General features: G+C 65.4%; 15 protein-coding genes and 1 tRNA gene. 9 read left to right on the top strand and 7 right to left on the bottom strand.

Annotation, left to right across the window (positions count from 1 at the left end):
- The first annotated feature begins 233 nt into the window (after window positions 1–233).
- Window positions 234–653: a CBS domain-containing protein gene (locus tag BM118_RS29870; RefSeq protein ID WP_092190023.1), complete on the top strand. Its 420-nt coding sequence runs from the start codon at window positions 234–236 to the stop codon at window positions 651–653.
- Between the two features lie 197 nt (window positions 654–850).
- On the opposite strand, the gene BM118_RS29865 is transcribed toward BM118_RS29870, so the two are convergent.
- Together BM118_RS29865 and BM118_RS29860 are read right to left on the bottom strand one after the other, a co-directional pair.
- Window positions 851–925 (bottom strand) — tRNA-Glu (locus BM118_RS29865).
- Window positions 926–1,145: 220 nt separating this feature from the next.
- The gene (locus BM118_RS29860) at window positions 1,146–1,490 is read right to left on the bottom strand and encodes a hypothetical protein (RefSeq protein ID WP_092190022.1); all 345 of its coding nucleotides are present in this window, start codon (window positions 1,488–1,490) and stop codon (window positions 1,146–1,148) included.
- Here BM118_RS29860 and BM118_RS29855 point away from each other — a divergent pair.
- The 3 genes from BM118_RS29855 to BM118_RS29845 all read left to right on the top strand — a co-directional run bounded on the left by BM118_RS29855 (window position 1,489) and on the right by BM118_RS29845 (window position 4,431).
- Window positions 1,489–2,496, top strand: coding sequence for an RluA family pseudouridine synthase (locus BM118_RS29855; RefSeq protein ID WP_092190020.1), 1,008 nt, complete (start codon window positions 1,489–1,491; stop codon window positions 2,494–2,496). The two genes, BM118_RS29860 and BM118_RS29855, sit on opposite strands and share 2 nt — an antisense overlap.
- A 218-nt stretch (window positions 2,497–2,714) precedes the next feature.
- Window positions 2,715–3,614: an RNA polymerase sigma factor RpoH gene (gene rpoH / locus BM118_RS29850; RefSeq protein ID WP_027548376.1), complete on the top strand. Its 900-nt coding sequence runs from the start codon at window positions 2,715–2,717 to the stop codon at window positions 3,612–3,614.
- A gap of 475 nt (window positions 3,615–4,089) precedes the next feature.
- Window positions 4,090–4,431: a hypothetical protein gene (locus BM118_RS29845; RefSeq protein WP_092190018.1), complete on the top strand. Its 342-nt coding sequence runs from the start codon at window positions 4,090–4,092 to the stop codon at window positions 4,429–4,431.
- A gap of 142 nt (window positions 4,432–4,573) precedes the next feature.
- Here BM118_RS29845 and BM118_RS29840 read toward each other — a convergent pair whose 3' ends face one another.
- The 4 genes from BM118_RS29840 to BM118_RS29820 form a co-directional block, all read right to left on the bottom strand.
- Window positions 4,574–5,197 carry a peptidoglycan recognition protein family protein gene (locus tag BM118_RS29840; protein ID WP_092190016.1) on the bottom strand — a complete coding sequence of 208 codons (624 nt, stop codon included), beginning with the start codon at window positions 5,195–5,197 and terminating at the stop codon, window positions 4,574–4,576.
- 35 nt (window positions 5,198–5,232) lie between these two features.
- The gene (locus BM118_RS29835) at window positions 5,233–6,444 is read right to left on the bottom strand and encodes a GGDEF domain-containing protein (RefSeq protein ID WP_177234822.1); all 1,212 of its coding nucleotides are present in this window, start codon (window positions 6,442–6,444) and stop codon (window positions 5,233–5,235) included.
- A 786-nt stretch (window positions 6,445–7,230) separates the two neighbouring features.
- Window positions 7,231–7,842 (bottom strand): LysE family translocator, encoded by a 612-nt coding sequence (locus BM118_RS29825; protein ID WP_092190010.1) that lies wholly within the window; start codon window positions 7,840–7,842, stop codon window positions 7,231–7,233.
- A gap of 270 nt (window positions 7,843–8,112) precedes the next feature.
- Entirely contained in the window at window positions 8,113–8,487 is a 375-nt protein-coding gene (locus BM118_RS29820; RefSeq protein ID WP_092190008.1) for a response regulator, read from the bottom strand.
- A 129-nt stretch (window positions 8,488–8,616) separates the two neighbouring features.
- Between BM118_RS29820 and BM118_RS29815 the strand changes: the two genes are divergently transcribed.
- On the top strand, window positions 8,617–9,465 hold the full coding sequence (locus BM118_RS29815; protein WP_092190006.1) for an SDR family NAD(P)-dependent oxidoreductase: 849 nt from the start codon (window positions 8,617–8,619) through the stop codon (window positions 9,463–9,465).
- Window positions 9,466–9,643: 178 nt separating this feature from the next.
- On the opposite strand, the gene BM118_RS29810 is transcribed toward BM118_RS29815, so the two are convergent.
- The gene (locus tag BM118_RS29810; protein WP_092190004.1) at window positions 9,644–10,450 is read right to left on the bottom strand and encodes a lytic murein transglycosylase; all 807 of its coding nucleotides are present in this window, start codon (window positions 10,448–10,450) and stop codon (window positions 9,644–9,646) included.
- A 156-nt stretch (window positions 10,451–10,606) separates the two neighbouring features.
- On the opposite strand from BM118_RS29810, the gene BM118_RS29805 reads away from it, so the two are divergent.
- From BM118_RS29805 to BM118_RS29790, 4 genes are all read left to right on the top strand, one after another.
- Window positions 10,607–11,134: a hypothetical protein gene (locus BM118_RS29805; RefSeq protein WP_092190001.1), complete on the top strand. Its 528-nt coding sequence runs from the start codon at window positions 10,607–10,609 to the stop codon at window positions 11,132–11,134.
- A gap of 118 nt (window positions 11,135–11,252) precedes the next feature.
- On the top strand, window positions 11,253–12,197 hold the full coding sequence (locus BM118_RS29800; RefSeq protein ID WP_177234821.1) for an OmpA family protein: 945 nt from the start codon (window positions 11,253–11,255) through the stop codon (window positions 12,195–12,197).
- A gap of 218 nt (window positions 12,198–12,415) precedes the next feature.
- On the top strand, window positions 12,416–12,763 hold the full coding sequence (locus BM118_RS41820; RefSeq protein ID WP_177234820.1) for a hypothetical protein: 348 nt from the start codon (window positions 12,416–12,418) through the stop codon (window positions 12,761–12,763).
- Between the two features lie 499 nt (window positions 12,764–13,262).
- The gene (locus BM118_RS29790) at window positions 13,263–13,499 is read left to right on the top strand and encodes a hypothetical protein (RefSeq protein ID WP_027548366.1); all 237 of its coding nucleotides are present in this window, start codon (window positions 13,263–13,265) and stop codon (window positions 13,497–13,499) included.
- The last annotated feature ends 3 nt before the right edge of the window (window positions 13,500–13,502 follow it).

Here is a 13,502-nt window from a genome sequence, read left to right as displayed (position 1 = left end):
GGATTTTGGAGACCGCCCATTGCCTTTGCGATCCTGGGCGGGAACTCCGGTCGCGAAGTCGCTGTTAGAGTGTGGGGGAGGGTAACGGCGACAACGTCTGCGCTTGTCTGGTCGGACGGGCAGGGAATGATGCCTTCTGCTGCGATCTCGCGCCCGATCGGCTGTACAATTCAGAAAATGGGGGGCCGCTGCGTTGCATTAATGCACTTCAAACCCACGAACGGAGGCTCGCCATGAAAGTCAAAGACGTGATGCACAAGGGTGTCGACTGGGTCAGCCCCGACACCCCTCTCACCGAGCTTGCCAAATTGATGCGGGCGCATGACATCGGCTGCATTCCGGTTGGCGAGGACGACAAACTGGTCGGGATGGTGACCGACCGCGATATCGTCTGCAAAGGGCTCGCGAGCCACAACTTCGATGCCGGCCGCGCGACCGCGCGCGACGTGATGACTGAAGGCATCCATTGCTGCCGGGAGGACGATGACCTCGCAAAGGCGATGCATCATATGGAGAAGCTGCAGGTCCGCAGGTTGCCGGTGATCAACAAGAGCAAGCGGATGATCGGCATCATCAGCCTGGGTGACCTCAGCCGTTCCGCGCCGGGTGATATGCTGACCGAGACCGTCAGGAGTGTTTCTGCGCATCACTGAGACGATGCAAGGCGCACGTCGATTTGCCCGTGCCGTCCGGCGGTTCAGGTCGCCCGGCCGACCGCCTGCGAATTGGCCAATCGGCGTGCGCAAAGCGCCAAACCTCGCCGATACGGTGCGTGATCGACCAAATATTGCGCGACATGGCGCTCCCGGGCCGGAGCAGCATCGCACAAGATCGCAAATTATCGGGGACTTGGCGCTCCCTAGGGGAATCGAACCCCTGTTTCAGCCTTGAGAGGGCCGCGTCCTAACCGCTAGACGAAGGGAGCGTGAGGGCTACGACATAGCCGCGAATTTTGCCGGCGGCAAGGCGAGATTGGGGGTTTCACCCCGGTCGTCCTGGCCAAGGCCAGGACCCATTACCCCGAATGCCAATGGTTAAGGCACATCGGAGCGCCGATCTCGTTCACGCAACGAAAACCTGGGGTTATGGGTCCTGGCCTTCGCCAGGACGACGGTGGAAATTTGGGCCGAATGTCCGGGCCACCCTTACGGCTCATTGGCAAATTTCAGCTTTCCGGCCGGCCTCAACGTGTGGGCGTCGAAGGTGCGGATCTCGGTGACCCCGCCGACATCGAGCGTGATCACGAGGCGGTCGCCGGCGACCCCGGTCGACACGATCCTGGCGCCCTTCGGCAGGGTGGCGGTGACGTCGCCGGCCGGCTCGGGCGCCCTTCCCTCCGACTTGAAAAGGCGGTAGCCCACCGCGATCAGAACGGCGCAGATCGCCAGCGCCGTGGTCAACCCCGCGATCAGCATCATCCGCCGCACCCGCGCGAACAGCGCGGCCTGCTCGGGGGTCGGTTCGGGAACAGCGGTATCAGACGTCGTCATGGAAAACTCAGGCTCTGCGCAAAGGTTGGAGGTTGTCGTCGCCGGCGACGAGGGCTCGGCCCGGCTCGACCGCGTGCTGGCGGCGCGCCTGCCGGACCTGTCGCGATCGAGGCTGAAAGCCCTGATCTTGGCGGGCGCGGTGAGCCTGAAGGCCTCCGCCATCCGCGACCCCGCTTATCACGTCAGTGGCGGCGATACGATCACAATCGACGTGCCGGAGGCCGCGCCCGCCGAGCCGAAGGGCGAGGAGATCGCCCTCGATATCGTGTTCGAGGACGACGACATCATCGTCATCAACAAGCCGAAGGGCCTGGTCGTGCACCCCGCAGCCGGCCACGAGACCGGCACGCTGGTGAACGCGCTGATCGCCCATTGCGGCTCGACGCTGTCGGGCATCGGCGGGGTGCGCCGGCCCGGCATCGTGCACCGGCTGGACAAGGACACGACCGGGCTGATGGTGGTCGCCAAGAACGACCTCGCGCACGCCTCGCTGTCGGCGCAGTTCGCCGACCACGGCCGCACCGGCGCGATGCGGCGCGGCTACATGGCCTTCGCCTGGGGGGTGCCGAACCGACATCGCGGCACCGTCGATGCGCCGATCGACCGCCATCCGTATGCGCGGGAGAAGATGGCGGTGCGCCAAGGCGGCCGCGAGGCGGTGACGCATTGGGAGATCCTGGAGAGTTTTGCCGGGCGCGACGGCAAGCCAATCGCGGCGCTGCTCGCCTGCGAGCTCGAGACCGGGCGCACCCACCAGATCCGCGTCCACCTCGCCCATATCGGCCATCCCCTGATGGGCGATGCCGTCTATGGCCCGCATTTCAAGACCAAGGCCAACCAGCTCGGCCCGGAGTCACAAGCCGCTTTGGCGGCGCTCGGGCGGCAAGCCCTCCACGCCTATCTGCTGGTATTGGAGCACCCGAGGACGGGAGAATTACTCCACTGGGAGGCGGCTTTGCCGGAGGATTTGCTTCTCCTGGAGGGCACCCTGAAAGCGGCGCTATGACGCAGCTCCGTTAGGAAAAGCGTTACATTACAAAAAGTTATAGCTGCCACACGGGGACGTGACGTCAGCAATCCTTCCCTTTTTGACCCCCCATGGGGTATATTGCGCCTGCGTTGGAAATGACCAACGCGGAACATCGCAGCTACGGCCGGCTTTAACACAGCGGTCGTCTGCCTGGCCCGCCGCTATCGGGGGCCTGAACCTTGGAGGGCTCAACTATGGCCCGTACCGCTGCTTTGCCGGTGCTCAATGGAGAATCCGGCCTCTCTCGCTACCTCGCCGAGATCCGCAAGTTCCCGATGCTGGAACCCCAGCAGGAATACATGCTCGCCAAGCGTTGGCGCGAGCATGACGATCGCGACGCGGCGCACCAACTCGTCACCAGCCATCTCCGCCTCGTGGCCAAGATCGCCATGGGCTATCGCGGCTACGGCCTGCCGATCTCCGAGGTCGTCTCGGAAGGCAATGTCGGCCTGATGCAGGCGGTGAAGCGTTTCGAACCCGAGAAGGGGTTCCGTCTCGCCACCTACGCGATGTGGTGGATCAAGGCGTCGATTCAAGAGTACATCCTGCGTTCCTGGTCGCTCGTGAAGATGGGCACCACCGCGAACCAGAAGAAGCTGTTCTTCAACCTGCGCAAGGCGAAGAGCAAGATCAATGCGCTGGACGAGGGCGATCTCCGCCCCGACCAGGTTGCGACCATTGCCAAGCGGCTGGGCGTGACGGACCAGGACGTGATCGACATGAACCGCCGCCTCGGTGGCGACGCGTCGCTCAACGCGCCGATCCGCGACGACGGCGAAGCCGGCGAATGGCAGGACTGGCTGGTCGACAATACGCCCAACCAGGAAGCCATGATGGCGGAGCACGAGGAGTATGATCACCGCCGTAACGCGCTGAACGGCGCCATGGGCGTGCTCAACCCGCGCGAACGCCGCATCTTCGAGGCCCGCCGCCTCGCGGATGAGCCGATGACGCTGGAAGACCTTGCCGCCGAGTTCGGCGTGTCGCGCGAGCGCGTCCGCCAGATCGAGGTCCGCGCCTTCGAGAAGGTGCAGTCCGCGGTCAAGGGCACGATCGCAAGGGCGGAACAGGCCGCGCTGGAAGCCGCGCATTAAGCGGGCTTCGCTGGCGCCAGAGATTGGCGGATCGAAAGAGACGGAAAAGCCGGCGGCAACGCCGGCTTTTTTGTTGGGTGAGGTGTCGCTCCACATTCGGTGCCATGCTCCGCGACCCGGCTACGCCAAGGCTTCGCCGGGGTTGAGGTCCAGGGGCGCCGAAGCTTTAGCGTAGGCGGCAAGCGGGGCATCCAGTACGCCGCGGCGTCGGTTGCGAGAGCGAGTTCTCCAACGCAGGCCTCTGGAATACTGGATCGCCCGGTCAAGGCCGGGCGATGACAGCTGTGTTTGCGGCCCAATGATGCGGCCTGATCGCGCCACCCTGCAAAGACCGACATCCGCCGCACAGCCGGATGAGACGGCCATCACGTTCCCTTCCCCTGACCGACGTAGAACCGCGCTGGCCTTGAACCCGCGCGTCCGATGAGCCGACCCAAAAGGACCGGACCGACAACAGCAAGCGAATGGACGCGCCGTGTCGATCATCCTGCAATCCACCGTCGGCGGCTTCTCCGCCCAGTTCATGCGCAAGCTGCCGCTGGTCGAGCAGGCGATGCGCGAGCACGGGCTCGACCCCGCCGGCTTCGTGATCTCCAAGGACTACGCCTCGACCGCGACGATCCCGATCATGGGTCCGTTCTTCTTTAACTACAGCGTGTACTTCGGCGAGGAGACATTCACCGTCACCGAGCCGAACGACATGGTGTTCCTGGACTACTTCTTCAAACGTGTGCTCGCAGCGGACGAGCCGCCGGAATTGCCGCGGCGGCCGGGACTGATCCGGCGGCTGTTCGGCTGGATGGCGGAGGCGGTTTGACCCCTCCCGTCATTCCGGGGCGCGCCGCTTGGCGCGAGCCCGGAATCCATTTCGCCGCAGAGCTGGTGGATGAATGGATTCTCAGATGCGCAATTGCGCATCATAGTTCGCGCTACGCGCGCCCCGGAATGACGGTGGAGGTCTACTCCCCCCATGTCCTCGCCAGCGTCGCGAGCCAGCAGCCTTCGCAATAGCGCGCGTCCTTGTAGTCGATCCAGTTGTGCGCATAGACGCGGTCGAGCGGGATGTCGTAGCGCGCGCGCAGCACCTTGACGAGGATCTTCCACGCCGCGACCTGCGCCTCGGTGGGGCCGGCCGCGACATCGGGATAATTGCCGGCGAACTCGACGCCGATCGAATTGTCGCGCACCACCTGGCGATAGGTCGGTCTGTTGTCGATGTACTTGTTGTCGTTGCGGTTGGCGCCGTCGCCATGGGTCGGCACCAGGTTTTCCGCGACCGCCCAATAGACCGTGCCGTCGGTCTCGACCCAGACCGTGACGCCGCGCCGCGTCGGGTTCTTCGACTGCTCCGCCGCGCCGCCGCGGGCCGAGCCCGCCGGCCCCTCGGTCTGGTGCACGATGATGTTGCGCCAGGATCTTGCGCTGCGGACATCCCCCCACGGCGCCAGCCAGACGATCTTCAGGCCGGGAATGTCGGGCGTGCCGGAGGCGCGCGCGAGCTTTGCGAGTTCGGCGTCGGCTGCGGCGGCGGGTGCGATCAGAAGAGCGGCGAGAATGGCCGCGAGCAGGCGAGACATCATCATCAAGGGTCCAATGCGGACCCGAGCCTAGCACGTCATCAGGCGAAATTGCGCGCGGCTTCGCCCGTGCCGTTCGGCTCGGGCGAGAGCGGCGGCGCCGGATCGTAGACGGCGAAGTCGTTCTTGCCGTTCTTCTTGGCGGCATAGAGTGCGTGATCGGCATGCGCGATCAGGCGGTCGGGGAATTGACCGATGCCGCGGTCCCATTGCGCCACGCCGATCGAGATCGCGATCGGGATGTCGTTGCCGTTGCAGGCCGCGGCGTCCCGACGGCAGACCTCGAGCACGCGACGGGCGATTGCGGCCGCCTCGCGCATGGAAGAGGACGGCAGCACGATGCAGAACTCGTCGCCGCCGGTGCGGGCGAGCATGTCGCCGGGCCGCAGCCGCGTCTGCGCCATCAGGGTGAAGTGCTGGAGGCAGGCATCGCCCGCGGCATGGCCATGGGTGTCGTTGATGGTCTTGAAGCCGTCGAGATCGATCACCAGCAGCGAGAACGGCTCGCCGCTGCGCTCCGAACGGGCGCATTCCTCGGACAGGCGCTGCAACAGATGGCGCCGGTTGGCGACACCGGTGAGATCGTCGAGCAGCGCGAGATCGGCGACCTCACCACGCAGCCGGTCCATCGCCATCAGGAGGAAGCCGAAATTGAGCGTCATCGACAGGAACAGGAGCCCCAGCACCATGACGGCATGGGTCTGACCGCCGGCGACCGCCGAGAAGTCGTGGCCGAGCAGATTGCCCACCGCACGGGCAAGGAAGATCGCAATGATGGTGATGATGACGATACCGGCCAGACGGGCGCCCGGATTGACGCGCCCTTCAGGCGGCAACAGCAACAGACGCAGCGACAGCACCAGCGGCAGGGCCTGGCCGATCGTGTAGCTGAGCATGCGCAGCTGCATGTGGTCGAAGCCGACCATGAAGAAGACGACGCCGCCGAGGCTCAAGGCGCCCGTCGCGATCATGAGGCGCCATGACACCGGCTGGTCGTAGAAGCGCTGAATGCCCATGGCGGCGAGACAGCTCGCCGCGACGACGCCGGCAGCGCCGAACAGAAGCGGCAAGGGAGACGAGACGAACAGGCGGACCAGGGCCGCCATCGCGCCGGCCGCGGCGACGAAGGCCGACGCCATCCAGAACCGTGCGGCCGCGAATTTCGGATAGGAGCGCGTCACGTAGGCCCAGATCAGGCCGAGCGCCAGGAAGTTGACGGCGAAGACCGTCCAGAGTGTCGGTACGTTCAGCATGGCCGCCGCAGCGCGCGCAGCGCCCCGCCCCCCATTCCTGGCAGCCGTCCGTCCATCACCCGTCCCCGTTTTCTTGCGGGGAACAATGCGCGGGTTGCACTTAACGGAGTCTCACTGCGATCCTCCAATGCACGCCTTTGGTTTTGGATTCATGAACGGCGCGCGGATTATCGGATCGTTAGGCATGTCGCCGTCGACCTCGCGCGGTCGTCTCGCGATCCGCGCGGAGCGGATTCGCGGGCAAAAATCACCCGAAAACGCATCTGAGCTGTGGATAACGTGATGACACAGATATGACGGCGCGGGGCAGAGACCTGCGAATCTGCTGAGTTTGTCGTCGAGGATGTTGCGAGGCTGGCCCTCCGCCGAGCATCCCTCGTGTCGCGTTCCACCATTAACCCTTGAGAGGATACTATGGCTAAGAAAGCGAAGAAGGCGAAGAAGGCGACAAAGAAGAAGGCCAAGAAGGCCGCGAAGAAGAAGTAGCCAGCATGTTCTTTGCCCGGGTGGAGCTCGCTCCGCCCGGGCGTCGGGTAAGGCTAAGAGAGTTTGAAGATGGCGGGCGCGAGGCCCGCTTTTTTATTGGCTGGCTTGTCGCGTCCCGCTCCGTTCTCTCACTCCCTCGCCCCGTTCTTACGGGGAGAGGGTGGGGTGAGGGGCCTCTCTCCCCACATGAGATTGCCGTGAGACCTGTACCCCCTCACCCGGATCGCACCGGACGATGCTTCGCATCGCCGAGGCGATCCGACCTCTCCCCGCAGGCGGGGAGAGGTGAAGGAAGAAAGCCTACCGCTCGGCAAACGCGAGCTTGGCGCCGAGCGCGGCAAATCCCGCGGCAAAGCTGCGGCGCAGCCAGGTCATCACCGCGGGGCGGGAGATGACGCGCTCGCGCACGGATGCGGCGCAGAGGCCGTAGACGACGAACACCGCAAAGGTCATCGCCATGAAGGCGCCGCTCAATTCCAGCATCCGCGCCAGCACATGGGCCTCGTCCGCCGCGATGAACTGCGGCAGGAAGGCGAGGAAGAAGATCGACAGTTTTGGATTGAGGATGTTGATCAGGAAGCCGGTGACGATGACCCGGCCGCTCGATCGCTCCTTGATCTCGCCCTCCACCGCCAGCGCACCACGCTCGCGCAGCGCCTGCCAGGACATGTAGAGCAGATAGAGAACGCCGCACCATTTCAGCGCGGCGAAGGCGAGCGCGCTGGTGTGGAGCACGGCGGCAAGTCCCAGCATGGCTGCAATCATGTGCGGCACGATCCCGAGCGTGCAGCCGAAGGCAGCAGCCAGGCTGGCGCGCGAGCCGCGCGTCAAGGCCGCCGCCAGCGTGTAAAGCACGCCGGTGCCGGGCGAGGCGACGACGATCAGCGAGGTGAGCAGGAAGGACCAGGTCATGAGCAGACCCTATCATCCCGCCTCACCGCAAGAAAGCGGCGCCTCGGGTTGAGAACAGGCCTGCCCCACAGACAAAGCAATTCCAGCACCGTCACCCTGAGGTGCTCGCCTGTTCGGCGAGCCTCGAAGGGTGATGGCCCGGCTGCATCTCGGCCGTTCATCCTTCGAGGCTCGCCACGCGACGCTTTGCGCCGCGCGGCTCGCGCCTCGGGATGACGGGTTGAGAACAGGCCAAGCCCTGCAAACACAACAGTCCTGACACCGTCACCGTCAGGACAGCTGCGCGATCTCGGCCTCGCGCAGCACGTCGAGCGGCGCCCAGGGCTTGGCCCAGAATTTGGCGCCGTCGGGCAAGGGTTGCATCAGGGGGCGACCGGAGGTGACGATGATGTCGAGCTTGGGATTGCGTCCCTTGGCGACATGGGCGAGCTCGACGCCGTTCATGCGGCCGGCCAGCTGCACGTCGGTCAGCATCAGGCAGAGTGCGCCGGCGCTCTTCTCGAGCACCCGCTCGGCCGCTTCGGCGCTCTCGCACTGGATGACCTGATAGCCGCTCTCCTCCAGCAGGAGACTGAGCATCTCTCTCTGCATGGGGTCGTCCTCAACGATGAGTGCCGTTGCTGTAAATGGTCTTGATTGTCCCATCGGCGGCTCCCAATGCTGCCTGTCTCCGTCCAAGTAACTTACGTTAAGGAGCCAACTCGCATACGGTTCGGTTCCATTCTGAAAAATTGTAAATCATAGTTCCAAAATCGGAGCTTGACGGGGGGATCCATGACTGCGATTCGCGGCGCCGCCGCCATCACGGGAGCCGCGAGCGGCATTGGCCGCGCACTCGCCATCAAACTCGCCCGGCGTGGCTGCGACCTCGCGCTCGCCGATCGCGACGAGGCCGGGCTGAAGGCGCTCGCCGCCGAGATCGGCGAAGGGGGCGACGCGGCGCGCAAGATCAGCGTGCATCGCGTCGACGTCAGCGAACCCGGCGACATCGCCCAATTCGCAGGCGAAGCGACAGCGGCGCATCCGTCGCTCGGCATCCTCGTCAACAATGCCGGCGTGGCGCTGCTGGGCACGTTCGAGGAGATCGACCAGGCGCAGATGGAGTGGCTGTTCGACATCAATTTCTGGGGCGTGGTGCACGGCACCCGCGCCTTCCTGCCGCACCTGAAGACGAGGGACGAGGCGCATATCGTCAACGTCTCGTCGATCTTCGGCATCATCGCGCCGCCGGGACAATCGGCCTACGCCGCGGCCAAGTTCGCCGTGCGCGGTTTTTCCGAGAGCGTGCGGCACGAGCTCGCGGTGGCGGGAAGTCCCGTAAAACTGTCGGTCGTGCATCCCGGCGGCGTCGCCACCTCGATCGCGCGCAGCTCGCGCACCGGGGCCGGCGTCACCGACAATGCCCGCCGCTCGCAGATGATCGAGCGGTTCGAGAACGCGGCGAAGACCACGCCGAAGGACGCCGCGCTGCGCATCATCAAGGGCATCGAGAAGAACGAGCCCCGCATCCTGATCGGCAACGACGCCCGCTTCATGGACCTGTTGCAGCGCTTCCGCCCGGGGACGTACTGGGCGACGTTGCAGCGGAGGCTGGAGAAGATGGCGAAGGGGACGGCGAAGTAGTCAGGTGCGCAATAGCGCGGCCTCACACTCCGCTGTCATTCCCCGCGAAAGCGGGGAATCCAGTACGCCGCGGCCTCTCGGCTCAATCACTGCCGTCTCTGGAATACTGGATCGCCCGCCTTCGCGGGCGATGACACCGTGTGTGGCGCGTGCGCTCCACCTCTCAGCAGCGCCTCCCTCACTGCCCCGCCAGCCGATCGGCAAAATAGCCGATGGTCTTGCGATAGATCACCGCCCTGTTCCACTCCCGCATCGCCTCGAAATTGGCGGTGCCTTCGCCGTAGGGCTGGCCCATCTTGAAGCCGCTGGTGTGGAGCAGGTTCGCGGTCGAGGCGAGCACGTCGGGGACGCTGTGGCGCAGGTCGACGTGGCCGTCGCCGTCGAAATCGACGCCGTACTTGATGTAGGACGACGGCAGGAACTGGGTCTGGCCGATCTCGCCGGCATAGGCGCCGATCAGGTCGCGCAGCGGCAGGTCGCCGCGCTGCACGATCTTGAGGGCGGCGAGCAGCTCGCCCTGGAACAGCTCGGTGCGGCGGCAGTCATGCGCGAGCGTCGCCAGCGTGCGGACCACCGGTAGCTTGCCGATGTCGCCCTTGCCGAAATCGCTTTCCAGCCCCCAGATCGCAACCAGGATATAGCGGGGCACACCGAACTGCTGCTCGATGCGCGAGAGCAGCGCCGCGTGTCGCTGCAACAGCGCCTTGCCGCCATTGATGCGGCCCGGCCCGACGCGGGTCGAGACATACTGCTCGAAGCTCTTGTTGAAGGTGTAGCGCTGGCGCCGGTCGAAGGCGAGCACGGCGCCGTCCTGGGTGATGCCGCTGAACGCCGCGCTGGTCACGCTCGCCGCGACGCCGGCTCCTTGCGCTTCCGCGGTCATGCCGGCGACGAAGCTGTTGAAGTCGCCGCCGCAGCGCGCGGCCTCGGCCGGGCCGCCGGCCAGACCAACGAAGCAGACGGCGGCCAGAGCGTATCTCAGCATGTCGAGCGATCCCCCCAAATTCCTTGCGCGAAGCAGCGCGCGATCATGCCCGGGAAAGCGGCGACCGTCAAAGCGGCGCGCTTGATCCGCATCAACGTGTCTCGCGCCCCGCTTTCTAGATTGAGCGAAGCAGGAGAGCCGCCAGGAGAATAGCTGATGACCGGAATTACCTTGACCGCCGAACAGATCCGCAATGCGCCCGCCTTGGTGCGGCAATGGATCGAGCAGGAGGTGATCGCCTCGCTCGGCCTTGCACCGCGGACGCCCGCGGCCGCGCCGCCGCAGGCCGCTCATCTCGTCGCCTGTAGCGTGGAAGACATGGCCGGCGTGCTCGAGCACGTCCGCGGCGTGTTTCCCGCCGTGAACGTGCTGTTCGAGCTCGGCCGTCCCGGCATCAGCTTCGGCCAGCCCGCGGTGATGACGTTCCGCCTGATGGACATCCTGCATCACACCCGCCTGCAGGACGTCGGCCAGGTCATGACCTGCCTGGAGATGCTCAACCAGGCATTGACCGAGGTGAGGAAAGACCCGGCGGTGCGGTTCTGCGGCTTCGACAATGAGGGCCATTGCCTGATCGCGCCGCAGACCCAGACCAGCATCGCGACGCTGTGGCAGACCATGATGGAACGCCAGCAGGCGGCGCAGGAGCACGAGGCCGGCAGCCGGATTGCACCGGCGGCTTGAAACGGGCGGCGGCGGCTTTCCGGACAATCGGCAAGGGAGCGGGCCGTCGGCGAGAACCGGCGGTAGAGTGCAGGCGACTAACGTCTGCGCCCCCTTCCTCAACCGACAGAGAGTGCCGATGCCCGCGCCGCGAAACATCCCCGGATCGCTCGTCCTTGCCGCCCTGCTCTCCCTTCTCGCCATCACCGCCGCTGCCGCGCAGACGCGCGACGTCGCCGGCAGCCGCGACTATCCCGGCATCGGCCGGTTCGCGGGCAGCGTCATCACCGGCTATGTGGTGAAGGATTTTGACGCGGCGCGGATGCAGGCGGCCGCCTTCAGGGACGGCCAGCCGACCGATGCGCGGCGGCTCGAAGGGCGCATCTTCCGCATCGCCTATCGCACCAATCCGGGCCCCTCGATCCTGGAAGTGTCGCGCAATTTCGAGACGCAGCTCGCCAAGGCCGGCTTCGAGACCCTGCTCGCCTGCGACACCGAGGCCTGCGGCGCCATTCCCTTCACGGAAAGCGTCGACACGCTGCCGATCCCGCAGATGTGGGTCGACGGCTTCAACTACCGCTACTTTGCCGGCCACAAGAGCGAGGGCGGACGCGAGACCTATGCCAGCGTCATCGTCAGCCAGAACAACCAGGAGATCTATGCGCAGGTCACCGTCGCCGAGCTTGGCGCCATCGCCAACAAGATGGTCGATGCCGCAGCGATGGCCAAGGGTCTTGGCGAGACCGGCCACATCGCGCTCTACGGCATCTATTTCGACACCGACAAGGCGGTGCTGAAACCCGAGAGCCGCCCGACGCTGGAGCAGATCGCAAAGCTCCTGACGAGCCAGCCGCAGCTCAACGTCTTCATCGTCGGCCACACGGACAGCCAGGGCGCCTATGAGTACAATCTCGACCTGTCGAAGCGCCGCGCCGAAGCGGTCGCCGCCGAGCTCGTGAAGAGCTTTCGCATCGCACAGACACGCTTGCGTACCGCCGGCGTCGGCCTGCTCGCCCCGGTCGGCCCGAACGCAACGGACGCCGGCCGCGCGCTGAACCGGCGGGTGGAGCTGGTGGCGCCGTGAGGGCTTACTCGTCATTCCGGGGCGCCCAAAGGGCGAACCCGGAATCCATCGAACGGCAGAGTCGACAGCGCGATGGATTCTCAGATGCGCAATCGCGCATCATAGTTCGCGACGTCGTCGCGTCCCGGAATGACGAATGAGAGAGTTGCCGCTATAATGCTGATGCCTGCGCAGCGCCATCGGTTGATGCGACCGATGCGATCATGAGGCGAACCGCCATGCCCGAACATCAGCAGCCTCGACCAACCCGCGCCGCCCTCCTCCGCATCCCCCTGTTCCGCCTGCTCGCCATCAACCTTGCGATCGGCGCCTGCGCCGCGGCGCTTCTCGTCGGCGGCCTGCTCTGGCTCAACCCCGGGCATCTGCGCGAGCTGATCCTCGCCGACCGCGCAGGCGGCGTTGCGCTTCTCCTGCTGCTCGCCTCGTTCCTCATCACCTTCGGTTCCGCCGCGATGGGCAGCGCGATCATGGCGCAGGGACGCAAGGACGACGACAGCGGGCGCGGCGGCGGACATCACTCGCGGCTCGCCGTCCAGGAACTGGCGCAGCGCACGCGCACCCATTGAGATGTGCACCGCGAAGATGGAACCCGTCCGCACGCAAATGGGAAGACGTGCAGCCCGGCGCATTTCCCTACAAATGCGCAACCCTCGCGCTGCATTGCGAGAGCAGACAAGATGAACAAAGTGCTTTGACGGTCCAAGCAATTGTTTCGGCGCACATCGGAACCGCGGTCGCAACCGACGCATATCTGCCGCGCTCGCCGCGACACCAACGCGGCCCCGATTTATCTTGCTACGGCATGGCGCAGATTATAATATTCTAGTCTAGGTTGTCGCCCCGCCAGCCCCGGGCGACACTGAAGACCCAAAATAAGCGGCGGGCTTTTCGGCCCGCCGTTTATTGAGGGGAGGGTCGCAGCAGATCGCCGGCGAGCCCGCCCCTGCCCCGACAAGCAGATTTCACCGATTGGTGCAGCCGTAAGCTCGCAGCGCCGGCTCGACGCGGATGTCGACAACCGCCAAAGCCATTTGACTGCTGCGCCCTTATCGACGACAAGCGGCCATGGCCAAGAAACCCGGAACCAATCCCAAAGGCGAATTCGCCTTTTTCAACGTCGTCTATGAGGACGGCTCCCAACGCTCCAACCGGCGCGTCCCTGCGGAATTGCTCGGAGGCCTCGAGGGCGACGAGCCCGCCCGCGGCTTCATCATGGAGCAGGACCGCGAGATCGCCGAAAAATCCGGCCGCCCGCCGCTGGCGATCAAGAACCTCGACCGGGTGGGGGTGAAGAAGAAGTAGGCT

Source organism: Bradyrhizobium sp. cf659 (genome assembly GCF_900113725.1).
Classification (GTDB): domain Bacteria; phylum Pseudomonadota; class Alphaproteobacteria; order Rhizobiales; family Xanthobacteraceae; genus Bradyrhizobium.
This window is presented reverse-complemented; position numbering and strand designations above follow the sequence as displayed.